The sequence below is a fragment of the Microbacterium sp. NPDC055665 genome (assembly GCF_053618035.1).
In genome coordinates, this window is sequence record NZ_JBSHGY010000002.1 from 397,144 (window position 1) to 421,499 (window position 24,356).

Below are 24,356 nucleotides of genomic sequence, written 5' to 3' on the forward strand. Positions count from 1 at the left end.
TCCGCAAAGTAAATCTAGTGAGCGAATTTACTCTGATGAACGGTACTCTCTCATTCGGGCGACAGGAAGGCAAGGGGCGTGACAGAAGTCTCCGCGGGACTCGGCACCGGGCGCGCGAGCGTCGGCGCCATCCTCGGCTTCGCGTGGGACGCGGGCGAGTTCACCGCCACCGACGTCATGGCGAGCACCTCGCTGACCCGCTCGACCGCGATCGATGCGATCGACACCCTGGTCGGCGCGGAGGTGCTCCGTGAGCTCCCGAACGCCCGCGTGGCCGGAAGCTACCGCTCGGGGCGCCCCGCCCGCCGATTCGCGCTCTCCCCCGACCTCGGCGTCGTGGTCGGCATCGACGCCGGCGACACCCACATCGCGGTCACCGTGGCCGATCCGCTCGACCAGACCCTGGTTCATCACCGCGTCGCGGCCGACCAGACGCAGTCCGCGGCCGCACGGCGCGCGCTGATCGTCGAATGCCTGGGCGCCGCACTCGACGAGGCGGGAGTCGCCCGCGACCGCGTGTTGGCCGTGTGCGTGGGTGTCGCGGCACCCGTCGATCGTGACGGCATCTCACCCCCGCACCCCGACGGCTTCTGGGAACGCACCAACCCCGGCCTCGCCGAGGCGCTGGGCGCATGGGCACCCGTCGTCGAGATCAAGAACGATGCACAGCTCGCCGCTGTCGCCGAGGGAGCACTCGGCGCGGCCATCGGATGCCGGGACTACGTCGCCCTGCTCTCGAGCGAGCGCTACGGCGGCGGGGTCGTCGTCGACGGGCACGTGCTCCACGGGGCCCACGGCGGGGTGGGCGAGGGCGTCGTGTTCGACCACATCGTCGGAGTCGGCTCCGCCAACGGACTGCCGTACTCCCTGCAGGAGGCGGCGCGAGCGGCTGTGGCCTCCGGCGCCGTTCCGGCCGACGGCGCGCTCGGCCGCCTGGTGGAGGCGGAGCGCATCGACCCGCGCCTCGTGCTGACTCTCGCCGCGTCCGGTGACCCCGACGCCCTGCTCGTCGCCGAACGCGTGGGCGCAGTGGTCGCTCGTATCGTCGGCGTGCTCGGCAGCATGTACGACCCGGCACGCGTGGTCGTGTGCGGCGCGGTGGCCGAGAGCATCGAGCCCGTGCTCGCCGCCGCCCGACGCATCCTCCCGGAAGAGCTGCACCTCCCCGCGCCCGAGATCCTCGCCTCCACGCTCGGCGCCGAGGTCGTCTCTGTCGGCGCGGTCGCCACCGCGCGGCGCGCCGCCCGCGAACGCACCGTGCCGCTCCTCGCCGAGCAACGCCTGCGCGCGACCGCGTAGCGCAGGGTCAGTCCGCGGCGACTCGTCCGCCGGTCTCGCCGCCCCGCCCGGCCTCGCACAACGCGAAGGAGATCTCGCGTTGTGAAGGAGCATCCTGGGGATGGGGTCCTTCAGAACGCGAGATCTCCTTCGTTCCGGATGCTGCGGCTCAGGTCCGACGCTCCGCCCTCACTTATGAGGTGACCTCCGACCTGCACCAACTAAGTAGCGCCTGCTCTATGCAATCAGTGAGAACCGTCGAACTGGGTACGCGGCCTTCGCGTCAGAAAAGATGCTCCAGTGCGAAACTCTGACGGCGAGCCCGCTGGAGCGGACTCCAGCGCCCAAGCCAAGCCCCCTGCCACGCTCAGGGAGTCACGATGTTCACGACCACGGGAGGGTCAGCGGGAACGGGCGTCATCCACGCTGCGAGGTGAGCCCCACCGAACAGCATCAGTCCGAGCAAGGCCACAAGGAACGCATCCCTGAACACCGTCACTACAGCGCGACGGGTACGAGAAGTCACTTGGGTGGCCAATACGTACTGTCGAAGCTCCTCTCTCGTTCCGTGTTTCATGGCGCTGTACGCGGTAACGTCCACCTCGCCTATCGATTTGCTCGATACCGCGACCCCTGCGAAAACCAGTACCGCGAAGATCTCGACCGCGAGACCGCCAAGCCACAAAAGGAGCGGAAGCGAGCTGAACGCCGATGCGGCCATCAGACGTTCGAATCCACTGGCGCTCAGTCCTGCGGCAGCGATGACGGCGGTGAGGGCGAACTCGGCCCGTCGTCGCACTGCTTCGATGCCGGCCCGCTCACTCGCTAGACGTCCTCGGTAGAGGTCAGTGATTCCGTCGATGTTCCTGCGGTGCGTTCCATCCACCCAACTGCTGTCAGTCGGCTTCGGGTCCTTCGGCAACCAAACCTTCCGCCCGAACCATAGCCCGGCAATCGTGCTCAGCATCATCCGTCCCTCGATGAGGGCATCGGACGTCATATCGCTCCTGCGATCCGGTCTGCGAGCGCCATCGCCACCTCCTCCCCGACGCGCTCCGGGAGGAACAGCCATTGACCCGAGGGGTTTACGTCGAGCAGAACGATGCGCCCTTCGAAAGTCTCTACCCAGTCTTGACTGGAGTAGCCAAGCTCGAAGTGCCCCGCGATGGCAATCGCTCCGTTGGCGATGTCGGCGTTCACGTCGCCCTGGTCCTCGAACGAGGTGTGGTTCTCGGCTGTTCGGCGCCAATCGGCGGGGTCCCCGGGTTCCACAGGAAGGTCGGCTCCGGCGTGGGCGGCGGTCCGCAGGAGATGCCAGATCCCGTCCACGAGCACGGCGGCGGATTCATTCACGACCGTGGAGACGACGGCGTCGAGCTCGGCGTATCGTGTCGCGGGGTCGCGCTCGGCTGCAGCGATACGGCCAGGACGGAGCACTCTCGCCGCCAGTCGAACGGCAACTTCGAAGCGTTGAGCAGCGTCGAGCGCCAGCGTCTCCGCTTCGACCCAGAGGTCGACCCAGCCGAGAATCTCCGCCAGCCGGTGCGCGTCGAGAACGCCGTCGGCGCGCAGCTTCCGGTAGACCCGGTCCGCCTTGATGATGTTCGCGCCGACCTGAAACTGTGCGTCCGACACAGTACCGGGACCGACCCATCGAGAATGCCGCCGGCAGACACGCGAACCGTCGTGAGCCTCTTCGATCACCTCAGTTCCTCCCGAACAGCGAGTGCAGCCGTATCGGTCGTTCAGCCCGGTGGTGCAGTGAACACAGCTAGCGCCGTCTTCGTGGGATGGGAGCATCTCCGCGGTACGCGCGAAGTGGCCGCGGGCGATACCGGTCACTTGTTCGAGCAGGTCTGCGGAGGTCCGGCGCGGATCGTGCCCGAGCACGAGCGCGTAAGGCTTTAGCCACTGGACCCACACAGTCTTGCTGATGCGGTTGGCGTCGCGGACTCGCGTCGCGTAGCTCTCGACCGTCTCGTACTGCATCGGGCGCACACGCGCCGGCAAGACGCGGAGCTTAGGCAGCACGACGCGCCCCCTGCTCAGTTTCGACGGCTTCCGCGAGGTCGACCTTCCGCTCGGTTGTCAGGTCCAGCTGGATGCCGACCAAGAGCTCTTTCGTGATGGTCTCGCTGTGCGGGTCGTCGTTGTCGATGAGTTCGAGCGCCGCGACCGTCAACAACCTGGAGAGGCCCCGGATGTAGCCGCGCGTCCGGGTGTGGAGGTACCGCGCCAGGGGCCGGAGCGTACGCTCCGGATGGTTCATGAGTCCGAGCTGCCTCTCGAAGCTGTCGATGACGGCGATCCACAACCTTTGGCCTTCTTCGGTTCGGATCTCCATCTTCCCCAGTTGAACCAGCGTGCTCCGGCCTGCGAGCTGCGCACCGAGGTCCCCTGTCGTCAGCGAAGAACGGTCGAGATTCATACCGACGTAGAGCGGGACGGCCTTCACGGAGTTGAGGAGGTTCTTGATGGCCTGCGCGGACTCCCACCGCCCCGTGCTCGCGACTCCGGCGAGGTTCTGCATCTCGTCGATGACGATGAGGGACGTCCTGTGGTCCTGAAGCAGTTCGGTGACCCTCTGGGTGCGCTCTTCCAGCGTCATCCGGTCGAGGACGGGCTGACCGAAGAAGTAAAGGAAGCGCCCCATCAGCTTCTTGCCGTTGCATCCGGTGGGGACCTCGACGTACACGACCGGGTGGTGCTTGAGGTCCCTCCATTCGGGGTACCTCGCGGTGTGCCGGTGGAAGCCGTCGACCATCGCACGGATCGCTGCCGTCGTCTTTCCCGCCGTGGCCTTCCCCGACAGCAGAACTCCAGTCCGGCCCACGTCACGGTGCGAGAAGCGTGCCGCTAGCCGGCACTGCTTGATGAGCTGCTGCATCGATGGGGTCTCCACGACGATGGAGTCAGCGATGCGCAGGCTCCGGCGGTCGTTGAACTCGAGGCGCTTCTTCAGCGTCCAGCTCAGGTACTCCTCGATGGTCGCAGTCTCCGGCGCGGACGGCGCGTGGTTCTCAAGCAGATGCTCGAGTGCTTCGACGCGGTCGAAGTGTCCGAGCTCGAAGTCGAGTGTGGTGTTCATGATGGTCCTTTTGGGCGTGAGGTCTCAGACGATGCGCAGGTCGGGGACGTCGTCGCCGAAGTCGCCGAAGCCGTCGTCGGCTCGCTCCTTCGCGCTGGCGATGGTGTTCTTCCGACGCTGTCGTCGCTCGTCCTCCTGAAGGGCCTTCTCCTCCTCGGCCGCCTGCCGCTTGAGCTCTTCGTTCTCGGAGATGATCGCGTCCAGGAGCTCGAGCATCTGGTCGTCTGCTTCAGCCGCGTTGAAGGCGACGTTGTCGCGGGTGAAGTCGTTCACGCGCTGGTTGTAAAGGCGCTCGAGCGGCCGAGACATTCCTGCCTGGCGGTTCCACGTGCACTCGATCCAACTATCGTTCGCGGCCCGCACCCACACGCGGTTCAGGTCGTTCGGGTCGTAGTGGACATCGACGGACTTGCCCTCGCCTTCGGCAGTCTTCTTGCCGCGCAGCAGCGCGAGGTGCGGGCTGTCGTACTTGCGGTTGTTGATCTCGACACCGTTCGCCTGGACCGTGCGGGTCTCGCGCGGCATCAGGGAGATGAAGTCCTCCTCCTCCCAGGCGAGCACGAAGTGACCGGAGATCTCGATGGACGCGGCGAACATGGAGTTCGGGGTGTGACGCTGGTCCGGGTTGATGGGGTCGACGAGGCCTCGGTGTGTTTTGTTCTGGTAAACCACCCCGACCCAGCGGTCGAAGAGCTCTCGGACAACATCGAGGTCGAGGACGGCCTCGGAGGCGATCTTCTCGCCGCGGGACTCGATGTTGCCGCTCGTGTACCCCTCGAGGTACTGGGTGAAGTGCGTCTTGATGGTGTGGAACGTGCGCTCGACGATGGGCTTGCTCGCCGGCGACTTCTTGGGCGCTTCCGTGAGGTGGATGCCGTACCGCTCGCACGCGAGCCGGAAGACGTTGGAGCGGTAGTCGGTGCCGTTGTCGGTGAGGATGCGCCTGGGGAAGATGTACGGTCGGTGCGTGTCGAACTCCTTGAGCTGTTCGACGTCGAGGTGCGCCGACCACGGCATCTGAGGCAGACCGAGCGTGTCGTAGTACGTCGACCAGGAGCGCAGGCGCCGCGGGACGAGCGCGTTGGCCAGGAGCGTCGCGTGGTCGAAGCCCTTGGCGGCTCCCTCGGTGAAGTTGTGCGCGATGATGGTCCGCGTACGCTTGTCGACGAGGATGGTCAGGTGCGGACGGCGGATGTTGCCGTTCGGGAACCGCACGAGGCAGTCCAGGATGGTGCTGTCCATCTGGCACTCGTCGCCGGGGGCGCTCACCGCACGGGGACGGTGCTGGTTCGTTGGCGACAGCGCCGCGGTCTCACGCTGGCGGGCCGGCTTCACCGGGTTCTGGTTGCCTGCGAGCTTGATGACGTAACGCTCGACCGTCTTCAGCGACGGCAGCTGAGGGCGCCCCTCGGGGTTGGGAAACTGCTTGATGAGCTTCCGGTGCAGTTCTGCGCGGATGCGGGTGTACGTGGGGCTCGAGCGGCCGACGTAGCTCGCGATGAGTTCAGCGAGGGCTTCCGTGACCTTCTCATCCGCGCGTCGGAGGGGCCGTTCCTGTCGGACCGTGCGTCCGTCGCGGAGCGCGGCGATGCCGCCCTTGCGGAAGTGGAGCATGCGCCGCTTCAGGGTTCCGTCGCTGATGAGAAACCCGTGCTCCTCCTTGAGCTCCTTGGCCTTGGAGAGCAGCTTGGAGGTCATCGGGACGCCTGCGGCGTACTTCTCCCGCGGCTCGTCGCCGACGGCCGGGGTGCCGTCGACGAGTTCCTGCAGGTGCGGGATGAGGAACAGGGTGGCCTCGTCGAGGTCATCGACGATCTCGCTGAGGGTGTGCTTCGCCTTCGGCTTCTCCTCGGTCGAGGTCGGGGCGGCGAGCTTCAGTTCAACGCGCATCTGACGGGCGAGGTCGATCTGGTCGACGATCTCGTACTCGTCGGTCAGTTCGTTGCGGAGTCGGAAGTTGCCGCCGCCCCATCCGACGACGGTGAAGTCGCCGGTGTCGAGGTGGATGGTCTGGCCGATGGTGATGGTGATGGGCGCGGACATTGTGGTGCTCCGATTTCTTGGCGTGGTTGTGTTGCGGGTCAGGGAAGGTCACGCCACCCAGATGGGCGTCTCTGGCGTGAGGGGGAGGGTTAGGTCGAAGGAGAGCTCGCGCTTCCAGAACATGTGGATCAGCGCAGGGATGTTCTCGCCGGGCTTCGTCGTTCGCAGGGCGCCCATGAGGCGGCCGAGGGTCGCGTGCGAGGCGGCGAGCCCGAGGACCGTGGTCCGCAGTTTCTCCGAGGGCGCGAACCGCGGGTGGTGATACCGGGCGAGAAACTCGAGGTTCCAGCTGACGATGGTGGTCAGGTCGTTGAGGAGGACGTAGCGCCAGCCGAGTCGTTCGCACATCGACCGCGTGAGCTCGAACTTGTGGCGGTCTTCGTCCGTAGTCAGGGACTCGGAGTGCGCATCCATGAGAAGCCGCTCGCCGCCCACGAGGATCGCGAAGAAGTCGGGGTAGTGGAACGTCCCGTCAGCGAAGGTGAGCAGCATCGGCTGGGCGAACAGCGCGACGATGTCGTTCAGGTGGTCGATGAGCATCATGCTGGTGAACTCGAGCATCGACTCGTGGAAGACGTGCTTTCCCGAACCTGCGCACCAGTAGTGCCCCTGGAACGTCTTCTGTCCCACGCCCTTGCCCGGGCGCCGGGTACGGTTGCCGGGGACGACGGCGTCAGCCGCGACGGGGTCATAGGCGCGGATGGAGCGCTTGCGCTGCTCGGCATCAAGCCACTCGATGCGGTCGAATCCGTCTCCGACGGTCCGGGAGATTCCTTTTTTCTTGCTCACGTATCGTCGTGTGCGCGGCACCTTCGAGGCCTGTAGAGGAATCATGTCTTTTGGCTCGATCCAGTTTCGTTAGGATGAATCAGGTGACGAATCCCCGCTACATTCCGCGCGACTTTGCCGTGGATCCGGGCGAGTTCGGGCGCAAGAAGAACCTCGAGTGGACCGCCGTTCCCGCAGACGCCACACCTCGCGAGCTGGCTCAGAGGGATGCCGCGGAACTCCAGCACCTGCTCTGCCGTGGGGTGTTGAAGCTCTACATGCCGGAGTCGAGCAACACTCGGATCATCAAGCTCGCGGCGGCGCTGGACATGACCTACGACCGTCTCCAGAAGATGCTGTCGGGGCGGGTCGTCATGCAACTCGAAGACATCGGTCGACTGCGAGTCCTGATCGGTGCGCGTCTGGACTACTGGATGCTTCGAGGCCAATCCGCCGACGTCGTGCGCATGATCGAGGACCGAATGACGCAGGAACGGCGCGCGAGGATGGAGGCCGGTCAGCGATCGCCCCAGCCACCCCCTCGCACCGACTAGCAGCTCTGGTCGAGCCGTCGTCATTATCATGAGCGGAATTTATGCCGCACTTGCGACACGCGCAAGCCCCTCTTTTCGTCAGTTCGCCGTTAGCATGCCGTCGTTGACGCACACGCGCCGACCTGAACGTCGGCAGGATTACGGCGTAAAAACGGGACAGATGGAGGTGGCTCGATGCCTGGACAGATCCAGCACCACACGGTGCCGCGAATGTACCTCGAAGGGTTCGCAGATGGCCTAAGGATGACCGCCATCAACGTCCGAACCTCGAAGGTTCACGGTATATCCATCAAGGACGCGACGACCCAGAGGTACTTCTACTCGTCGCCTAGCGCCGAGGATCCAAACGGGTTCGAGGACGCCCTCTCCACCGTTGAAGACCGGGCGAAGCCGCTCCTCACGAAGATCGACAACGGACTCTGGCCACTCGCGCCAGAGGAGCGCGCGGTGTTCGCCGCCTACCTCGCCCTGCAGTTCATGCGTGGTCCCGACCACCGCCGTCAATTACATCAGGCCATGAACACTGTCGTTCGCCAACTCGCAGCCACAGACCCAGACGAGCTCGCCCGGCTAATGAGCCTCCGAGGCGCGCCCGATGGGCTGGGGTTCTTGACCGAGGGCCTGGACGAGTCCCAGGCCCTCGATGGCCACCTGAGCCAGATGTCCACCGGACTGGCTGAGATCGCTTACCTCTTCGTCATCCGTCGCTGGCGGCTGGTGCGGTTCGACGAACCTGCCCTCATCACGTCGGACGCGCCGGTCACACCGATGCCTGACCCGATGTCCGAGGACGACGGTCCGCTCGGCCTGGAGAACGCGTACGCGCTGCTCTTCCCGTTGAATCGCCGTCTGGGCCTGCAGATGTTCCGGCCGCGGCCTGAACACTTTCGCCCCGGCGTACTAGAAGAGGTCATCGGCGGCGCGCGCGACACCTCGATCTCCGGTCACCCCCATCACCAGGGCGAGTTCAACCTTCGCACCGTGATGAACGCGAGCGAGCGAGTATTCCACCATCCAGATGACGCCGCGCTCGTCCCTGAACAGTTCGCGGCGCTCGCGCAGCTTGGCGGGAGAACCAACCCCACCGGATAGCCCCGGAACCGTCTCTCCGATTGGCGGCACACGTCATATGCCAGGCTCGAGCCATGAACGACTTCATGTTCTGGTTCGGCCTCATCGCGAACATCATCACCGTCATCGCCGGGCTCATCGCCATCGCCGGCGTTGCCTGGGCCATCGCTGGCCGGCCGAAACTGGCGTTCTCGGTGTCCGTGATGGCGTCGCTCACGCCGTCGTTGAACATCGTGGCGACGTCGAGTGGATCATCTGCTGTGCGGAATGCCACCATCTCCTACGGAGCCGTGGATGACAACGGGTTCGCCATGTGGGGTTCCGGCGACCCTGTGTCGAATCCTCTCAACCGTGGAGACTCACTCCTGGTGCAGGCCTTCGAAGCCGGAACGACGCACTTCGGATCCCCTGCTCGCGCCGATGAGTTTCGGGTTCCGCTGCAACGCGGTGACGGGTTCTTCGTCACGGTGCAATGGCTGTCGCCGCTGTTCCCCTGGCGCGACGAGTCCGTCACCTATGTGTGGCCGCCTCGACTCCGCTTCGCTAGCGCGGAGCCCGAACGGCTGACCGGCCGCAAGCAGCTCCGGTTCCTTGAGCGGACACGTGACCCGAAGTTGAATCCGCACACCGGAGGCCCATCCCCGAAGAGGTACTCGCAGAAGGCCACGGACGCCACGTTCGACGAGCTCATCCATGCACATCAAGGCGTCGTTGTCGTAGGCCTGGCACCGAGTTGGCAGGGCGAACACTGGGAGGACGTTCAGCGCATGCTGGAGGCCTTCGCCGCGAAGCACTCCCCGAACGTCAAGGTGCTCACCGTGACGTCGGACGAGAACCCGAGGCTCAACGGCCAGTACGTGGACGACGTCGTCCCCCACTTCGTCGCTCTCCGCGGCGGCCAGGTCGTCGCGACGATGGATGGCGCTTCGTCCATGGCCGACCTGGAGTCAGCTCTCGGCCAGCATCTGGCTTAGGCCGCGGCGACGTACTCGGCGAGCCTCTCCTGACTGACACGTCCGAGACGCCGCGCGCCCTTCGCCGCCTGACCCTCGGGGGTGGCGAACCGTCCATCGAAGTAGTCGTTCAACTGCGCGATGGCGAAATCGCCGTTCATGAGCACTCGGAAGTCGATGCCGGATTCCATCATCGCTTCGGCGACGTCATGGATCTGGTCCTGGCCAGCTTCTTCATCGAGAGCCATCCCGACCGAGCACGCCGAGAGGACGAGAACCGCCGTGGTCATGTCGGCCCCTTGGACGCGGAGACCACGGGCTCGTACCCAGCTTCGGATTCGGGCGGTGGCGTTCCCCATCTCGATGAGGTCGAGGAGGTCCATGACGATGTCCCCGTCGGAGGTCACCTCCGTGTCGAGCGGCCCGTGGAACCTCGTCCACGCGGGGGTGCCGTCGGCCGAGATCTGAGAGATGGGAGTGATGTGAAGACGCATGACGACTTTCTGATCATGAGGGCCGCCGAGCGCATGCCCTCTCAGCATCTACATGCGCGGCTTGAGTCCGTTCGAGGTGACACCTCTCCCGTGACGAGACGACGGCATGCGGAGTATTTGCCGCCCTGACCGTTTCGGAGTATGGTGCTAGCCACCGTAGGCCGGCAGAAGCACACCGCTACGCGAGAGGAAGCGCCCGATGAAGGCACGCGAGCACACTGACCGCATCGTGCTACCTGACGCGCGTGTCGCAGTCTGCGGAGACTGGCATGGCAACGCTGGCTGGGCGCGGATGATTGGTCGCGCGCTGCCGCGTCTCGCCCCTGATGTGACAACGATCCTGCACCTCGGGGACTTCTGGATGAACGGCGATGACGTCGATGACGCTTTCGCCGACACCGGCGTCGAGCGGATCCTCGTTACGTTGGGAAACCACGAACCGTATGGGAAGCTCGTGCCGCTGCTCGACAAGCATCCGGGCGCAGCCGTTCGCGTGTCGCGCCTGACCTGGATCCTGCCGAGACCCGCTCGTCTGTCCATCGGCGACCGGAGTGTTCTCTCGCTCGGAGGCGCATCGTCTGTCGACCGTGAGTCGAGGACCGAAGGGGTGACCTGGTGGCCTGAGGAAGCCGTCAGTGACGAGAGTGTTAAGGCGGCCGAGGCGGGCGGCCCCGCAGACCTCATGCTCACCCATGAGTCGCCCGCCGGTACTCCTGTGCGCGCGGTCCGGGAGATTCTCCGCTCGAACCCGCACTGGTTCACCAAGGCGGCGCTGGAGGCGTCCGCAGCTTCGCGCGCGCGGGTCGGCCAGGTCTGGGATGCGGTGCGCCCCGAGCTGCTTGCGCATGGTCACATGCACGTCGCTGCGGGCGGCATGACTGAGGACGGCCGGCGGGTGGCGAGTCTCGGGCGTGAAGGTCACGAGGGGAATCTCACGATCCTCGACATGCGCACCCTGAGGATGACCACGCCGAGCCTGGCGACCCTCCGCGGATACGCCAACGACGACGACGGTTCTCGTCGCACTCGAGAGCAGCGTGCGAGTAGCGTTGCCGAGTCCTTGTACTCAGGAGTCCCGGACGGGCTCAAGCCCACACCTCGGGCCCTCCGCGATGCCCAGGACTACATCGACGGACTCCGCAGCCTCGACGAGATCCTCGAAGACGTCCGCCGACGCCACACCCGCAACCCCGACGAGAGGCCATGACCGAGACGCAACCGAACCCGTGGGCCAAGGTCGTCGGGCCCTGCTTCACCGTGGCTAGCATGGCCGGCGCCCTCGGTTGGACCGAGAACGAGGTACTTGATGCCAGCAAGGATCTCCGCCTCCTCATGCTGACCACCGACGACGACGTGGACCTATTCCCGTCGTTCCAGTTCCAGGGCGGGAAGATCGTCGACGGGCTGCAGGACGTCCTCCGTGTTCTCGAGACCGGGACCGCGGGCAGATGGACGTGGGCGCAGTGGTTGAACGTCGCGTTGCCCGACAAGGATCCACCCCGCAACATCACACTGCTCTACGAAGGCCGCCTCGAGGAGGCGCTGCGCGATGCACGTCATGACGCCTGGTCGTGGAGCAGCTGAAGTCTCTCTGTAGTTTTCAGGGGGTGAACACGGGCCCCGGCGCGAGGTAGCCCTCCTGCGGGCGTCGCGGCCGCCCAGCAGCTCACAGACTGCGTGGCCGGGGATGTGTTCTCCGCGACTGTTTCTCACGTCATACCCTGCGTCAGATCAGGGCCCTTTTCAGCGGATCTCAGAAAACTCCAGATCCAATGCCAACCAAGGTGCTGAACATCGCGCCTCTCAGCGCTGCCGCGATCTTGGTCACGGATGGCGCTGCGGACTCGGCAGCCGTTGTTACCGCACACGCCGCTGGCGCGACCGTCATCAGTGGAGTGTGACGCGGTCACCGTGAGTCAGGTGGCGAGATCGCGGTACCTTCGCGCTCTCGTCATTATGCCGACATGAACATTGGGTCCGGGTCATCGTCACCCGGGATCCCGGCGTAGAGTGCCTTCACCGACCGCTTCGCCGTGTAGGCGGTCACGTCCCGACGAGCGAGAGTTAGCGTCGGCACGGGCGTCTCGAACGAGCGGTTCCATAGTCGCGAGGCCCTGAGGTCGTCCTTCGCGGGCGGGTCAGATTGAACATCATCCGCGCTCGCCCAGACGAGGACGTTCTTCCCGCCTTCTTCCTCGTCAACAAGATGGCTGCCCCACGCGATGCCGTCAAGCCTGCGCTTCGGGGCCCAGCGGAAGTACTCCGAGATGACCTGGGTCACGACGTACTCGACGCGCTCCGCTCCTGTAAGGCGCACGGACTGAGTAAGTCGTTCGACGAAGTCGTCGGCGAAGGTCGCGTACACATACTGCCTGCGGTGAGATTCGTCGAAAACGCTCGGGAGGCTCGGACGTTTGGTGAAATCAAGAATCGTGAGTCGACGCTTCACCTGAAAGCCTCCGACGACCGCGTCGTCAAACTGACTATGGAGCGCTGTCTCCTTTACTGCCAGCTCCGCTGTTGTTGCACCGTAGAACAACCCGACGCCCTCAGGGTTCAGACGTCCCGCAGATGCTTTGCCTGCTGGAGCTGGTCCGAGGTGCTTTGCTGGGTCACTCCGCGCGCGTTCGATGAAACCGAAGCCGTCATCGACCATACGCGCGCGGTACAGGTAGTCTCCGGGAGCGAACTCGCTGAGCATGTCGTCATGCACGAAGGCGTCTAGCCCCTCGAGGAACTGAGACACTCGCGCAGGAGGCTCGTTCTCCCGCCCTTTTCGTTCTTCCGCCCCGATGTAGACGAATCGTGACCGGTGCTTGACGGTGTCAGCGAAGCTGTCCCACGAGAAGAGGAACTCGTCGTGGAGCTGAGCGTCCGCCCACTTGGTGGGCGAGGCTATGGCATTGCTGATATCGGCTATGACCTTTGCCGCGACCTTGTCATCGAGCGCTCCTGCGAGAACCGTGTCCACGACCACGTCGGTGTCATACGCCTCGAAGTAGTAGTCACCAAAATACTCAGGCTCACCGTCCTCTCCTTCAGTGAAGAGCCAGGTTACGGTGTCGAACACAATCCCTCCGACGACGTTCATCGAGACCGCGAACGGCGCCTCGCCTTCGTCGACCTGTCGACCGCAGTAGCTGCACTCTCGTTCCTCGACGCTGGACGCTACAGACGACGTGAGCCCTGGATCGGTTAGATGCTCAACACAGATGGTTTCGGCCAGGTACGTGAGGCCTTCTTGTTCTCTCACGACCTGATGCTATCCAGGGACTCGGATCGGATCCGACGCACTCTTCGCTTGAACCGGCAAGCGTGAGCCACACCCAACTCCCCTTGACCACCTACCCGCAGCCGTACCGGGCGGTTCGTGCCTGGGTGCATTTCGGGGCAGATACGATCCGCGTGAACGCGAAGCTCGCGAGGTCGACACCACTCACCGCGGGGATCGAGTTCTATGCAGAAGAGCGGGTGTTCCGTTGCTGGGTCTGGGGGAACGCCGTGACCGTCGTCGACGACGACTGAGGTCGTCGATGTCGGTGCCTGGTGCTAGTACTGACGATGTCGGCAACGAGGCCGGCCTTCGAGAAGGATCAGCAATGGCAAACGGAGACATCCGGACGTACTACGAAGACGGTCAGTGGAAGTCGAAGGTGGACGGCAGCTCCCGCGCCGCGCACGTCGGCGGAACGAAGGCCGAACAGTCGGCCGTTGGACGCGACATGGCGCGCGAGCGAAAGGTCGAGCACCGAATCACCCGCACCGATGGCGCGGTCACTCAGCAGAACTCCTACGGCAACGACCCCGAGTCCAGCAGGGGCTGACCCCGCTGGACGAGTGAGCGCACGGCGAAGCTCTAGGTCGACTTCTTCCGTTCGCTCTTGTAGTCGTAGTAGCGGGACATCGCCGGAAGCCATTTCGTCCTGGCGAATGCCCAGTCCGGCGTCTCGAACGCGGTGAGGATGTCGCCGGCGGCCGACGGTCCGGCACCGGTCAGCCACATGACCCCGAGCATGTCGTAGGCCTTCACGATGTCGTCGACGATCTGGCGGAGAGCCTTCACGTCCTCGAAGCCGATGAAGGCGCCGCGCTCTGCCCGCTGCAGTCGCTGTGACGTTTGAGCCACGGATGGGTGGACGTACCCGCTCATCCGAGACCAGAGAGACTTCACATCGTTCTGGTAGTTCGACAGGTCGTCCGGCTTGCCGAAGAGCACATCGACCTGCTTCACGACGTCGATGGACGAACGGGGCACGGCGGAAGCGAGGTAAGCGATCCGGTCCTCCCGGCTGTGCGTCTTCACATCAGGAAGCTGCTGGTCCACATACACATGCTTGACCGATGACTCTATGAGGTAGCGCAGTTCTCGTCGGGCAGCGTTATGGACCCCGACCTTCACGAGATCAAGGATGGCGACGACAGACTCGAGGGTGTCGTCAGTCGATGTGTACAGCAGCAGTCCGTCGACTATCGGAGCGCTCCGACTCGACTCCGCCCACGACATGCGGATGATGTCGATAAGGGCTCGTGTGACACGTTCGAGGCGAGTGATCTGCGCCTTGTAGTCGGCAGACTCTCGCAGCTCGGCGTGAGCGACGACGCGATCCTTCGCGCTATCGGCGACGGCGGCATCCGAGGATTCGGGTTCAACCGCATAGTCATCCTGGCGTGAGCGACGACCATGGCAGATCGCTCGGGCGACCCCCGACCACCATCGCCGCTGTCCTTGAGATTCGGATGGACCGCGCATAGGAGTGAAAGACTACCGAGGAAAGGAAGGCACGAGATGTCTGAACGACGTTTCCCCACTGCTCCGAACACCGCCGCGGCGATCCGGACCGCGCTGGGGCAGAACAACATCGAGGCCGCCGACCGCCTCATCACGGAGCTGTTCGGTCGCGTCATCAACGCATCCGGAGAGATCCCCGCCGAAGCCCTCGCCCGCCCGGGGAGCACTGGCGACGCGCGCTACGACACCCTTCTCGCGGTCGGACTCGCCTACGCACTCAAGACCCATGGTCTCCCTCCCGCCACATGGATGGACGAAGTCCCCCCGCTCAGCGTGGAATGGGTCTGGGACCAGGACCCTGACCCTCTGCCCGAGTATCGCGAGTACATCCGCAGGCAGACTCCTCCCATGTTCCTCGCCAAGGGGCTTTTGCTCCGCGACCGCGACCTGAGGATCCTGTGAGCATTCCCAAACAGCTGCTGACCGCTGACGAGTTGGCCGGCTACTTCGAGATCCTGCTGGATCGACTCGCCGCGCGTGAGATCGATGTAGACGCGTACATCATCGGCGGTGCAGCCATTGCCATCCAGCTGGGCCGGAACGAACTGACCCCTGACGTGGATGGGTTCTTCCAGCCACGCGCGGAAGTACTCGCAGAGGCTCAGGCGATGGCGGACGAACTCGGCCTGCACCCGGACTGGGTCAACACACATGCCGCGGGGTTCATCGCGTTCGACCCAGCCGACGACAGCGACGCGCTGGTGACACACGTCGGCGGCCACCGCGTTGCCGTTGCCTCCAAGCGAGTACTCCTGGCCATGAAGATCGCAGCGGCGCGCCAGAAGGACCAGAGCGACATCAGCCGCCTCCTCTTGGACATGAAGATCACGGACCCCGACGAGATTGTCGAACTCGCATACTCCGTCTTCGGCGAAGACAGCATGACTCTCACCACAGGACGCGAGGACGTTCGCCTGGAAGCAGCCCAGGCGCTGAGGCGAGCTTCGCTCTACGCCGCGAAGATGGCGGGCACGGAGCCTCCCCGCCCCACCCCGCTGCCTCGACAGAACGCGAACCAAGGTCGACGGCCACAGGGTTCCATCGGCGGGCACGGTGGAGAGTTCACCGCGAAGGAACACAGCGATCCAGAGATCCAGCTCCCGCCGGGGGTATAGCCCTCGGCGCCCCGCGCGCCGCCTACGTGCGTGAGCCGGTGAGCAGTGGGATTACATTCGACGGCCGCACAGCCTCCGACGGTGCACTCCCCGCAGCCGAAGGCGTTCGCGCGACAACAACCTCGAAGAGGTCGCGCGGGGCGCGAGCCTGGTCGATGAGTGACTCACGTTCGATGCCAGCGGAATCCAGCAGCTCAACCGACCGAGGCAGCATCGAAGGCTGCTCCGTCGCACTGATGAGACCAGGTTCCTGACGCCGCCAACCACGCTGCGTCAGTGTGATGACTGCATTCCGGTAGGTCACATCGCTGATGGATCCAAGTCGCCGAGCGCGGAACAGCAGGGCCTGAATGCTGACACCCCACTGTTCCTTCAGCGCCCCGAGTGTGTCCCAGGCGCGCGAGTTCATCGCGGTAGGAAGTAGCGGCCGAAGTTCATCCTCCGGCATCAAGAACTCAGCGGCGAACCTGTTGGCCTGTTCTTCGACGACTCGACCTCCCGGTTCCGCATCCCGGTGCATGATGAGATGCCCGAGCTCATGAGCCACATCGAACCGCTGACGGTAGTAGTCACGCTTCGTCGGGTTGAGGACAACCACCGGCCGCTCGGTGGACTCGAACGAGTACGCATCCACCGCCGAGGTCTGCGGCGGACTAAACACGACAAGAACACCGTGGGACTCGAGGAGGCGGACCAGATGCTTCAGCGGGCATGCCTCCAGGCCCCACTCGCGTCGCAGACGGCGAGCTGCTTCCTCCGGCGCATCGACCTCATCATCGAATGACACCTCGAAGGATGGAACGTTCACTTCGGGGAACTCGACGTGCTTCTCCACCGCCTCGGCGATGTCGACGGCAAGAAGCCCGAACGCGAACGCCTGGTCGCGGGCGCGCTGGCTCGTGGAGCGAAGAGAGCGAAAGTGAGGAACAGCGGTTTCATGTTGTCTGGACGCACCCCGAGGACTGAAAAAGTCCGGGGTCACGCCCAGGCTCATGGCGAGCTCAGCAACGTTTGCCGGCGTCGGACGCTTCGCCCCCGATTCCCAGGCAGCAAGCGCCGTCGAGCTCTTGCCGATCTGCGCTGCCAGCTCACTCTTACGGAGACCTTCGAGCTGGCGCGCCAGGGTGAGTCGTTCTGGTGCGAAGAGCGTCACTTGGTGTTCTCCGACGCGGCGGCCGGGCGCAGACGAACCGCGACGTCGGGCTCGTCGACACGAGGCGGAACTGACCCGGGCTTCGGGCGGGCGATGGGGTCTCCGTCAACGCCGCCGCTCAGCGGCTCTGCCCAGTGCCAGGGGTTACCGAGATCGTCGTTGTACCGGGAATGCCCGATGATGAGCTCCCGCTCGAACGTCGCGAGATTCAGTGCATGGCCGAGGACATAGGTGGGCATCCCGATGACGGGGAGCGCGTCTTGCGCGGCGAGTTCTTCTCGCTCATCGGCCGGCAGAATCTGGTCGAGCAGCGTGGAGGGGACAAACACCCCGGGCATCTGGCGCGACACGGCTCTCACGGTGGGGGTCGCACGAGTCCAGTCGAGCTTGGCTCGCTCTCCGACTTCGAAGGCGTGGGTGATGAACCGAAAACCTCCGACACTCCAACCGTTGCTCCCGTTGAGGTTGGAGCGAGTCACGACGCCTGCCGGGATGAGGGGCATCGTCGTGCGGGCCCTTTCAGAAAGCCCCTCGAACAGGAAGTCCAGTCCGGTGGACTCCATGCCTGCGTCGACTGAGTAGTCACCGCAAGAGAAGACACGGTCGAGCCGGTTCGCGAGCACCTCGTAACGGCCGACACCAGCAGTGAGTGCCCCGTAGCCGGAGCCTCGGGTGAAGTCTTCAAGGATCTGCTCGCATGCGACGCCAAAGGCCCAGGAGAGGCCAGCGACAGCGTTGGTGCCGTGGAGGGCTTCTAGGACGTCATCTCGGTTCATCACAAGGTCAGAGTACACCCGTATCCAGTAATTGTGTCGATATCGGCAACCAGTTGCGTGCAATCGGCGAGATCTCCACTGGAGAAGGCCCAGCGTTCCCCGACGCTGCGCGTCAACTCAAGGGCGTCGATGACCTTGAGGCCCAACGTCGCTGGTCGCGTGTACCCTGACGCTGTGACCGTGCCCGAGTCGTTGCCGCAGGTGCTGATCTTCATCGCCATGCTGGTGCCGGGGGTCAGCTTCGTAAGTGTCCGCACCTGGTACGTCGGGTGGCGGACCCCGGACTATGGAGCGGGTTCTCGTATTCTCGAGGCCCTCTACGTGAGCGCGATCTTCGTCATCGTCTACGTGGGACTGGGACTCGCTGTATTCGGACTCGCGAGCGAGTGGACCGGGATGGTCACGCTCGGATCGTTCGAACGCTGGGTCAACGATGGGTGGCGAGATACACCCGCATGGTGGATCGGGCTCGTCACCGTTGTGCTGCTCGTGGTTATCCCGGGTGGCGTAGCCGCACTGATGAGCTGGAGCCGACTCATCACGAAGGTGGACGACGACGGCAAGGTCACCCGCAAGCGACGTCGCGTGAATCGAAACCAGAGTCTGCCCAGGGCATGGGACCTGTCGGCGTACGGCGCCGAGACACCGCGATTTGTCCGGGTGAAGACCAGCTCCGGCGTCTACGTAGGTGGATGGTTCGATGTCGAAGGGTACGTGAGCACGTATCCGTATGAGAGGGACATCTTCATCGCGCATCAATGGCGCATGGGCAAACGGGGGCAGTTCCTGGAACCCATTCACGACTCGCTCGGCGTATGGGTTCCCATCACCGACGATTGCCACGTGGAGTGGATTGCAGCTCCACCACAGAAGGAAGAGGGATAGCTATGCCCGACAAAGGTCGCCAATCAGAGCCGTTCTCGAAAGGCAGCTCGCCCCGCCGCGGTGGTGAAGGCGCAAAGCCGACGAACGGCAGCAACCCTAACCAGGCAGTCAAGCCTCCGTCGAGCGGACCGTCCGGTGGAGCCGGCGACTCCGGCGCTTCCAAGAAGTAGAAGCCATGGCTAACGATCCTCAGCAGCGCCGTCCGCCGAAGAGTGACGGTCAGTTCGGCGCAAAGCCCACCATGATGAAGCCGAACCAGCCCGCCAAGCCTCCAACGCAAGGGCCAAAGGGAACCGCAGGTGACTCGGGGGCGAAGCGCAGCTAATTGGCCCCGGGATACAGGTTCACGCCGAGAACGTGTTCAAGTCGCGACACCGTCAAGAGGTCGGGCCAGACGGATCCGGCCATCACGTGCCGGATGGTGCGCTCGTCCAAGCCCGCATCGCGTGCCACGGCTCGTACGCTTCGATCTCCGAGTGCTTCGCGAAGGTTGACTACGAAGCGTCTCACAGCCTCACCAGCTGGATCGGAGGTCGGCGTGTCCGGCCACTGATCCACGAGAGCCGCGGGCGGCTTACGAGGAACTCGTTCTGACATCAGCGCCCTCCTGTGGCGTCTGGTGGCGATCCCAGTGATCCCATGGAGCAACTACCGGATCTGGAGCAGATCTGGTTTTCAGGAGCAACTTGGAGGCTCCACTGGCGCGGGTTCAAGGTCATCTCATATCACTCCACCAGCAGCGCAGGCTCCTCCAGCACGGATGCCACGTCGGCGATGAAGCGGCTCATGCCGTCGCCGTCGATCACGCGATGGTCGAAGGATCCGGCGACCGTGGTCACCCAGCGCGGACGCACCTCGCCGTCGACGACCCACGGCTTCTGGCTGATGGTGCCCATCGCCACGATGCCGGCCTCGCCGGGGTTGATGATCGGGGTGCCGGCATCCATCCCGAACACGCCGATGTTCGTGATCGTGATCGTGCCGCCCTGCTGATCGGCCGGCGGCGTCTTGCCCTCGCGCGCCGTGAGCGTCAGGCGGTTCAGCGCCCGTGCCAGGTCCTTCATGCTCAGGTCCTGCGCGTCCTTGATGTTCGGCACGAGCAGGCCGCGCGGGGTGGCGGCGGCGATACCGAGGTTCACGTAGTGGCGCACGGCGATCTCGGCGCCGGCGTCCGTCTCGATCCAGGCGGCGTTCACCATCGGCGTGCGACGGGCCGCCCAGATCACGGCGCGGGCCACGATGAGCAGCGGCGACACCTTGATGTCGGCGTAGTCGGGCGAGGCCTTGAGTCGCTTCACGAGCTCCATCGTGCGGCTGGCGTCGACCTCCTTCCACACCGTCACGTGCGGGGCCGAGTACGCGCTCTGCACCATGGCCGAGGACGTGGCCTTGCGCACACCCTTGACCGGGATGGACTCGGTGCGGTCGTCGCCGGCTGCCGAGGGACGGGTCGCGGTGAGACCGCGCGCGAGTCCGGCGGGAGCGGCCTGCGGCGCGGGCACCGTCTCCTCGCGGACGTCGCCCCACTCCGGGGTCTCGATGTTGCGGAAGACGCTGGCCTGGGATGCGTGCTTGACGACGTCGTCACGGGTGACCTCGCCGTCGGCGCCGGTCGCGGCGACTGCGGTGAGGTCGACGCCGAGGTCACGGGCGAGCTTGCGGATCGGCGGCTTGGCGATCACGCCCACCGAGGAGCGGACCGGGCGCTCGGCCGGACGCTTACGGCGCGAGGTCGCACCGCCGCCCGTGCCGTACCCGACGAGCACCGAGCCGCCGCCCTCTTCCGGCGCGGGGGCCTCGGCCGTGGTGACGACCCCGGGCCCTGCATCGTCACGAGCATCGGTCACGAAGGTGATGATCGGCGACCCGACCTCGACCGTCGCGCCCTCCTCGGCGAGCAGCTCGCCGACGACGCCCGCGTGCGGCGACGGCAGCTCGACGAGCGACTTGGCCGTCTCGATCTCGCAGATGACGTCGTTGATCGCGACCGTGTCACCGGGGGCGACCTTCCAGGCGACGATCTCCGCCTCGGTCAGGCCCTCTCCGACATCGGGGAGGTTGAAGTTCTGCGTGCTCATGACGAGTCCTTTCGGCCGAGCGGGGATGTCAGTAGGCCAGTGAACGGTCGACGGCTTCGAGGATGCGGTCCGCATCCGGGAGATATGCGCCCTCGAGCTTCGCCGGCGGGAACGGGGTGTCGTAGCCGGAGACGCGCAGCACCGGAGCCTCGAGCGCATAGAACGCGCGCTCCATGACGGTGGCCGCGATCTCGCCGCCGATGCTCCCGAAGCCCTGGGCCTCCTGCGCGTAGACCATGCGTCCGGTCTTGCGGATGGAGTCGAGGATGGGCTCGTAGTCGACCGGAGAGAGCGAGCGCACGTCGACGACCTCACAGCTCGTGCCCTCGGCCTCGGCGAGCGCGGCCGCCTGCAGCAGCGTGGTGACCATCGCGCCGTGACCGACGAGGGTCACATCGCTCCCGGTGCGGACCACGCGCGAGGAGTGCAGCGGGACGGCGGAGGAGTCGAGCTCGACCTCGCCCTTCTGCCAGTACCGGCTCTTCGGCTCCATGAAGATCACGGGGTCGTTCGAGGCGATGGCCTCCTGGATCATCCAGTAGGCGTCGTTGGGCGTCGACGGCGAGACCACGCGCAGGCCGGGAGTATGCGCGAAGTACGCCTCCGGGCTCTCCTGGTGATGCTCGACCGCGCCGATGTGCCCGCCGTAGGGGATGCGGATCACGATCGGCATGCTGAGCGCGCCCTCGTGCCGGTTGGTGAGCTTCGCGAGCTGCGTGGTGATCTGGTCGAACGCCGGGAACACGAAACCGTCGAACTGGATCTCGATGACCGGGCGGTATCCGACCATCGCCATGCCGATGGCGGTGCCGACGATCCCGGACTCGGCGAGCGGGGTGTCGAGCACCCGGCGGTCGCCGAAGTCCCGCTGCAGGTGCTCGGTCACGCGGAAGACGCCGCCGAGCTTGCCGATGTCCTCGCCCATGAGCAGGACCTTCGGGTCGTTCTCCATCGCCTTGCGCATGCCCGCGTTCAGGGCCTTGCTGAGCGGCATCGTCTCGAGGGTCATCGGGCTTCTCCTTCGAAGGACGCCTCGTACTGCGCGTGCCAGGCCTTCTGCTGGTCGATCAGCGGATGCGGTTCGCTGTACACGTGGTCGAACATCTTGTCGACGCTGGGGGGTCCGAGCTCGACGCTGCGGGCGCGAAGGTCCTCCGCGGCATCCGCTGCCTCGGCCTCGACGTCGGCGAACAGCTGCGCCGATGCTCCACGCCCCTCGAGGAAGGCGCGCATCCGGACGATCGGATCGCGGCCGGCCCAGTACTGCTCCTCGTCGCTGCCGCGGTACTTCGTCGGGTCGTCGCTCGTGGTGTGCGCGCCGAGTCGGTAGGTCACGGCCTCGATCGCCTGGGGGCCCTTGCCGCTGCGGGCATCATCGAGCGCGACTCGGGAGACGGCGTAGCTGGCGAGCACGTCGTTGCCGTCGACCCGGACGCTCGGGATGCCGTAGCCGGCGCTGCGTTGCACGAGCGGGACGCGCGACTGCGTGGACACGGGCACAGAGATCGCCCAATGGTTGTTCTGCAGGAAGAAGACGGTCGGCGCCTGGTAGCTCGCGGCGAAGACCATCGCCTCGTGCACGTCGCCCTGGCTGGAGGCGCCGTCGCCGTAGTAGACGATCACGGCCTCATCGCGGTCCGCATCACCGGTGCCCGTGCGACCGTCGAACGCGAGACCCATCCCGTAGCCGGCCGCGTGCAGCACCTGCGATCCGAGCACGAGCGTGTAGAGACGCGTGTTGCCGTTCTTCGGGTCGGTCGGATCCCATCCGCCGTGCGAGACGCCGCGCATCAGCTTGATGATGTCGACCGGGTCGACGCCGCGGATGCGCGTCACCGCGTGCTCGCGGTACGAGGGGAAGATCGTGTCCTGCGCGCGAGCGGCACGACCGGAGCCGACCTGCGCCGCCTCCTGTCCACGGCTCGGCGGCCACAGGGCGAGCTGCCCCTGCCGCTGCAGGTTCGTGGCCTGGGTGTCGATCGCGCGGATGACGACCATGTCGCGGTAGAACTGCTCGAGCTCCGCATCGCCGATCGCCTCGATCAGGGGAAGATATCGCTCGGCGGCGGCGGACGGCGCGAACCGTCCGGTCTCATCCAGAACGCTCACAAGGGGGGTCTCGGGGGTGGTCACGCTCTCACGCTACCCGCGTCGGCATGCCCGGTCACGCATACCTAGGGGCCCCTTGTAACTGCCCGGAAGCCGGAGAAAACCGCGGAATGCCGCGGCGAGCGCGGATCAGCGAACCGAGGCGGCGACCTCGAGCACGCGGTCGAGGGAGGCTTCCTCGCCGACCGAGATGCGGATGCCGTCGCCCGAGAACGGACGCACGATGAGGTCGTTCTCGACGAAGGCAGCAGCCACCTCGTCGGTGCGCTCACCGGTCGGCAGCCACACGAAATTCGACTGGGAGTCCGGGACGTCCCACCCCTGCGCGCGAAGCCCCTCCACCAGGCGCCCGCGCCGCTCGACGATCACAGCCACGCGCTCGAGGAGTTCCGGTTCGGCGTCGAGGCTCGCGATGGCGGCGTTCTCGGCGGCGGACGTGACCGAGAGCGGGATGCCCGTGGTGCGTGCGGCATCCAGCACCTTCTCGTGACCGATCGCGTACCCGACGCGGAGGCCGGCGAGACCGTAGGCCTTCGAGAAGGTGCGCAGCACCACCACGTTCGGGTGCTGCTCGAACACGCGCTCGGCGAGGCCGTCGACGGCATCCGGCGCCGTCACGAACTCGGCGTACGCCTCGTCGAGGATGATCAGGATGTCGCTCTGGACGCGTTCGACGAAGGCAGCGAACTCCGCCGAGGTGATGATCGGCCCGGTCGGATTGTTCGGGGTGCAGAGGATGATCGCGCGGGTGCGCTCGGTGACGGCATCCGCCATCGCGTCGAGGTCGTGGCGGGAGTCGGCGGTGAGCGGCACCTGGACCCCGGTCGCACCGGCGACCAGCGGAAGGCTCGGGTACGCCTCGAAGGAGCGCCAGGCGTAGATGACCTCGTCACCGACGGACGCGGTTGCGAGGATCAGCTGGTGCAGGATCGAGACACTGCCGGAGGCGACGTGCACCTGCTCGGGCTCGACGCCGTAGCGTGCACCGAGGCGCTCGCGCAGACGGCCGGCAGTGGCGTCGGGATAGCGGTTGATCGGCGTCGTGCGCTGCAAAGCTTCGAGCACCGACGGCAACGGCTCGAACGGGTTCTCGTTGCTGGAGAGCTTGAACGCGTCGGGTCCGGCCTGCTTGCCCTGCCGGTACGGCGCGAGGGCGGCGATGGCGGGTCGGATACGGGGCAGGATCGGCTCGGTCACGGGTC

26 protein-coding genes are annotated in these 24,356 nt (G+C 65.5%); 11 read left to right on the forward strand and 15 right to left on the reverse strand.

What is annotated here, in order from left to right; all coding sequences use genetic code 11:
* The first annotated feature begins 78 nt into the window (after nucleotides 1-78).
* Entirely contained in the window at nucleotides 79-1,299 is a 1,221-nt protein-coding gene (locus tag ACWGO6_RS07565) for an ROK family protein (RefSeq protein WP_452326337.1), read from the forward strand.
* A gap of 346 nt (nucleotides 1,300-1,645) precedes the next feature.
* On the opposite strand, the gene ACWGO6_RS07570 is transcribed toward ACWGO6_RS07565, so the two are convergent.
* The 5 genes from ACWGO6_RS07570 to ACWGO6_RS07590 are packed head-to-tail and all read right to left on the reverse strand — an operon-like array spanning nucleotide 1,646 to nucleotide 7,198.
* Complete coding sequence (locus ACWGO6_RS07570; protein WP_452326338.1) at nucleotides 1,646-2,278, reverse strand: hypothetical protein; 633 nt, start codon at nucleotides 2,276-2,278, stop codon at nucleotides 1,646-1,648.
* Complete coding sequence (locus tag ACWGO6_RS07575; RefSeq protein WP_452326339.1) at nucleotides 2,275-3,267, reverse strand: hypothetical protein; 993 nt, start codon at nucleotides 3,265-3,267, stop codon at nucleotides 2,275-2,277. Before ACWGO6_RS07575 ends, ACWGO6_RS07570 begins: the two co-directional genes overlap by 4 nt.
* A 31-nt stretch (nucleotides 3,268-3,298) precedes the next feature.
* Nucleotides 3,299-4,366 carry an ATP-binding protein gene (locus tag ACWGO6_RS07580; protein ID WP_452326340.1) on the reverse strand — a complete coding sequence of 356 codons (1,068 nt, stop codon included), beginning with the start codon at nucleotides 4,364-4,366 and terminating at the stop codon, nucleotides 3,299-3,301.
* Between the two features lie 24 nt (nucleotides 4,367-4,390).
* Entirely contained in the window at nucleotides 4,391-6,409 is a 2,019-nt protein-coding gene (locus tag ACWGO6_RS07585) for a Mu transposase C-terminal domain-containing protein (protein ID WP_452326341.1), read from the reverse strand.
* Between the two features lie 48 nt (nucleotides 6,410-6,457).
* Nucleotides 6,458-7,198, reverse strand: a complete 741-nt coding sequence (locus tag ACWGO6_RS07590; RefSeq protein WP_452326342.1) for a TnsA-like heteromeric transposase endonuclease subunit — start codon at nucleotides 7,196-7,198, stop codon at nucleotides 6,458-6,460.
* Nucleotides 7,199-7,281: 83 nt separating this feature from the next.
* Between ACWGO6_RS07590 and ACWGO6_RS07595 the strand changes: the two genes are divergently transcribed.
* The 3 genes from ACWGO6_RS07595 (at nucleotide 7,282) to ACWGO6_RS07605 (ending at nucleotide 9,776) form a co-directional block, all read left to right on the forward strand.
* Nucleotides 7,282-7,731 (forward strand): hypothetical protein, encoded by a 450-nt coding sequence (locus ACWGO6_RS07595; RefSeq protein ID WP_452326343.1) that lies wholly within the window; start codon nucleotides 7,282-7,284, stop codon nucleotides 7,729-7,731.
* Between the two features lie 174 nt (nucleotides 7,732-7,905).
* A complete protein-coding gene (locus ACWGO6_RS07600; protein WP_452326344.1) occupies nucleotides 7,906-8,823 on the forward strand; it encodes a DUF4238 domain-containing protein in 918 nt (305 codons plus the stop codon).
* A 53-nt stretch (nucleotides 8,824-8,876) separates the two neighbouring features.
* Nucleotides 8,877-9,776 carry a thioredoxin family protein gene (locus ACWGO6_RS07605; RefSeq protein ID WP_452326345.1) on the forward strand — a complete coding sequence of 300 codons (900 nt, stop codon included), beginning with the start codon at nucleotides 8,877-8,879 and terminating at the stop codon, nucleotides 9,774-9,776.
* Here the strand turns inward: ACWGO6_RS07605 and ACWGO6_RS07610 are convergent.
* On the reverse strand, nucleotides 9,773-10,249 hold the full coding sequence (locus ACWGO6_RS07610; protein ID WP_452326346.1) for a hypothetical protein: 477 nt from the start codon (nucleotides 10,247-10,249) through the stop codon (nucleotides 9,773-9,775). The genes ACWGO6_RS07605 and ACWGO6_RS07610 overlap by 4 nt on opposite strands.
* 199 nt (nucleotides 10,250-10,448) lie before the next feature.
* Between ACWGO6_RS07610 and ACWGO6_RS07615 the strand changes: the two genes are divergently transcribed.
* Both ACWGO6_RS07615 and ACWGO6_RS07620 read left to right on the forward strand, forming a co-directional pair.
* Complete coding sequence (locus tag ACWGO6_RS07615) at nucleotides 10,449-11,456, forward strand: metallophosphoesterase (protein ID WP_452326347.1); 1,008 nt, start codon at nucleotides 10,449-10,451, stop codon at nucleotides 11,454-11,456.
* Nucleotides 11,453-11,833 carry a hypothetical protein gene (locus tag ACWGO6_RS07620; protein WP_452326348.1) on the forward strand — a complete coding sequence of 127 codons (381 nt, stop codon included), beginning with the start codon at nucleotides 11,453-11,455 and terminating at the stop codon, nucleotides 11,831-11,833. Before ACWGO6_RS07615 ends, ACWGO6_RS07620 begins: the two co-directional genes overlap by 4 nt.
* Before the next feature lie 370 nt (nucleotides 11,834-12,203).
* Here ACWGO6_RS07620 and ACWGO6_RS07625 read toward each other — a convergent pair whose 3' ends face one another.
* Nucleotides 12,204-13,502 (reverse strand): RES domain-containing protein, encoded by a 1,299-nt coding sequence (locus ACWGO6_RS07625; RefSeq protein WP_452326349.1) that lies wholly within the window; start codon nucleotides 13,500-13,502, stop codon nucleotides 12,204-12,206.
* 62 nt (nucleotides 13,503-13,564) lie between these two features.
* On the opposite strand from ACWGO6_RS07625, the gene ACWGO6_RS07630 reads away from it, so the two are divergent.
* Both ACWGO6_RS07630 and ACWGO6_RS07635 read left to right on the forward strand, forming a co-directional pair.
* Nucleotides 13,565-13,774, forward strand: coding sequence for a hypothetical protein (locus tag ACWGO6_RS07630; protein WP_452326350.1), 210 nt, complete (start codon nucleotides 13,565-13,567; stop codon nucleotides 13,772-13,774).
* A gap of 74 nt (nucleotides 13,775-13,848) precedes the next feature.
* Nucleotides 13,849-14,073 carry a DUF2188 domain-containing protein gene (locus tag ACWGO6_RS07635; protein ID WP_400847623.1) on the forward strand — a complete coding sequence of 75 codons (225 nt, stop codon included), beginning with the start codon at nucleotides 13,849-13,851 and terminating at the stop codon, nucleotides 14,071-14,073.
* 32 nt (nucleotides 14,074-14,105) lie between these two features.
* Here ACWGO6_RS07635 and ACWGO6_RS07640 read toward each other — a convergent pair whose 3' ends face one another.
* Complete coding sequence (locus tag ACWGO6_RS07640; RefSeq protein WP_452326351.1) at nucleotides 14,106-14,552, reverse strand: hypothetical protein; 447 nt, start codon at nucleotides 14,550-14,552, stop codon at nucleotides 14,106-14,108.
* A 483-nt stretch (nucleotides 14,553-15,035) separates the two neighbouring features.
* On the opposite strand from ACWGO6_RS07640, the gene ACWGO6_RS07645 reads away from it, so the two are divergent.
* Entirely contained in the window at nucleotides 15,036-15,440 is a 405-nt protein-coding gene (locus ACWGO6_RS07645; protein WP_452326352.1) for a hypothetical protein, read from the forward strand.
* Nucleotides 15,437-16,153, forward strand: coding sequence for a hypothetical protein (locus ACWGO6_RS07650; protein ID WP_452326353.1), 717 nt, complete (start codon nucleotides 15,437-15,439; stop codon nucleotides 16,151-16,153). The genes ACWGO6_RS07645 and ACWGO6_RS07650 overlap by 4 nt, the downstream gene beginning before the upstream one ends.
* Nucleotides 16,154-16,175: 22 nt before the next feature.
* Here the strand turns inward: ACWGO6_RS07650 and ACWGO6_RS07655 are convergent, their stop codons facing one another.
* Together ACWGO6_RS07655 and ACWGO6_RS07660 are read right to left on the reverse strand one after the other, a co-directional pair.
* Complete coding sequence (locus ACWGO6_RS07655) at nucleotides 16,176-17,306, reverse strand: XRE family transcriptional regulator (protein WP_452326354.1); 1,131 nt, start codon at nucleotides 17,304-17,306, stop codon at nucleotides 16,176-16,178.
* Entirely contained in the window at nucleotides 17,303-18,082 is a 780-nt protein-coding gene (locus ACWGO6_RS07660) for a hypothetical protein (protein ID WP_452326355.1), read from the reverse strand. The genes ACWGO6_RS07655 and ACWGO6_RS07660 overlap by 4 nt, the downstream gene beginning before the upstream one ends.
* A gap of 174 nt (nucleotides 18,083-18,256) precedes the next feature.
* Between ACWGO6_RS07660 and ACWGO6_RS07665 the strand changes: the two genes are divergently transcribed.
* A complete protein-coding gene (locus ACWGO6_RS07665; RefSeq protein ID WP_452326356.1) occupies nucleotides 18,257-18,967 on the forward strand; it encodes a DUF6338 family protein in 711 nt (236 codons plus the stop codon).
* A 321-nt stretch (nucleotides 18,968-19,288) separates the two neighbouring features.
* Here the strand turns inward: ACWGO6_RS07665 and ACWGO6_RS07670 are convergent, their stop codons facing one another.
* From ACWGO6_RS07670 to ACWGO6_RS07690, 5 genes are all read right to left on the reverse strand, one after another.
* Nucleotides 19,289-19,564, reverse strand: a complete 276-nt coding sequence (locus tag ACWGO6_RS07670) for a helix-turn-helix domain-containing protein (RefSeq protein WP_400847647.1) — start codon at nucleotides 19,562-19,564, stop codon at nucleotides 19,289-19,291.
* A 128-nt stretch (nucleotides 19,565-19,692) separates the two neighbouring features.
* Nucleotides 19,693-21,045: a dihydrolipoamide acetyltransferase family protein gene (locus ACWGO6_RS07675; RefSeq protein WP_452326357.1), complete on the reverse strand. Its 1,353-nt coding sequence runs from the start codon at nucleotides 21,043-21,045 to the stop codon at nucleotides 19,693-19,695.
* 28 nt (nucleotides 21,046-21,073) lie between these two features.
* The gene (locus tag ACWGO6_RS07680; protein ID WP_136041914.1) at nucleotides 21,074-22,054 is read right to left on the reverse strand and encodes an alpha-ketoacid dehydrogenase subunit beta; all 981 of its coding nucleotides are present in this window, start codon (nucleotides 22,052-22,054) and stop codon (nucleotides 21,074-21,076) included.
* Nucleotides 22,051-23,178 (reverse strand): thiamine pyrophosphate-dependent dehydrogenase E1 component subunit alpha, encoded by a 1,128-nt coding sequence (locus ACWGO6_RS07685; RefSeq protein WP_452326358.1) that lies wholly within the window; start codon nucleotides 23,176-23,178, stop codon nucleotides 22,051-22,053. Before ACWGO6_RS07685 ends, ACWGO6_RS07680 begins: the two co-directional genes overlap by 4 nt.
* A 105-nt stretch (nucleotides 23,179-23,283) precedes the next feature.
* Nucleotides 23,284-24,351: a histidinol-phosphate transaminase gene (locus ACWGO6_RS07690; protein ID WP_452326359.1), complete on the reverse strand. Its 1,068-nt coding sequence runs from the start codon at nucleotides 24,349-24,351 to the stop codon at nucleotides 23,284-23,286.
* Nucleotides 24,352-24,356: the final 5 nt, after the last annotated feature.

Bases quoted from the DNA above. Each gene is read 5' to 3' on its own strand.
- ACWGO6_RS07570 (WP_452326338.1), bottom strand. From the start codon at position 2,278: ATGACGTCCGATGCCCTCATCGAGGGACGGATGATGCTGAGCACGATT.
- ACWGO6_RS07575 (WP_452326339.1), bottom strand. From the start codon at position 3,267: ATGCAGTACGAGACGGTCGAGAGCTACGCGACGCGAGTCCGCGACGCC.
- ACWGO6_RS07580 (WP_452326340.1), bottom strand. From the start codon at position 4,366: ATGAACACCACACTCGACTTCGAGCTCGGACACTTCGACCGCGTCGAA.
- ACWGO6_RS07585 (WP_452326341.1), bottom strand. From the start codon at position 6,409: ATGTCCGCGCCCATCACCATCACCATCGGCCAGACCATCCACCTCGAC.
- ACWGO6_RS07600 (WP_452326344.1), top strand. From the start codon at position 7,906: ATGCCTGGACAGATCCAGCACCACACGGTGCCGCGAATGTACCTCGAA.
- ACWGO6_RS07605 (WP_452326345.1), top strand. From the start codon at position 8,877: ATGAACGACTTCATGTTCTGGTTCGGCCTCATCGCGAACATCATCACC.
- ACWGO6_RS07610 (WP_452326346.1), bottom strand. From the start codon at position 10,249: ATGCGTCTTCACATCACTCCCATCTCTCAGATCTCGGCCGACGGCACC.
- ACWGO6_RS07615 (WP_452326347.1), top strand. From the start codon at position 10,449: ATGAAGGCACGCGAGCACACTGACCGCATCGTGCTACCTGACGCGCGT.
- ACWGO6_RS07620 (WP_452326348.1), top strand. From the start codon at position 11,453: ATGACCGAGACGCAACCGAACCCGTGGGCCAAGGTCGTCGGGCCCTGC.
- ACWGO6_RS07635 (WP_400847623.1), top strand. From the start codon at position 13,849: ATGGCAAACGGAGACATCCGGACGTACTACGAAGACGGTCAGTGGAAG.
- ACWGO6_RS07645 (WP_452326352.1), top strand. From the start codon at position 15,036: ATGTCTGAACGACGTTTCCCCACTGCTCCGAACACCGCCGCGGCGATC.
- ACWGO6_RS07660 (WP_452326355.1), bottom strand. From the start codon at position 18,082: ATGAACCGAGATGACGTCCTAGAAGCCCTCCACGGCACCAACGCTGTC.
- ACWGO6_RS07670 (WP_400847647.1), bottom strand. From the start codon at position 19,564: ATGTCAGAACGAGTTCCTCGTAAGCCGCCCGCGGCTCTCGTGGATCAG.
- ACWGO6_RS07675 (WP_452326357.1), bottom strand. From the start codon at position 21,045: ATGAGCACGCAGAACTTCAACCTCCCCGATGTCGGAGAGGGCCTGACC.
- ACWGO6_RS07680 (WP_136041914.1), bottom strand. From the start codon at position 22,054: ATGACCCTCGAGACGATGCCGCTCAGCAAGGCCCTGAACGCGGGCATG.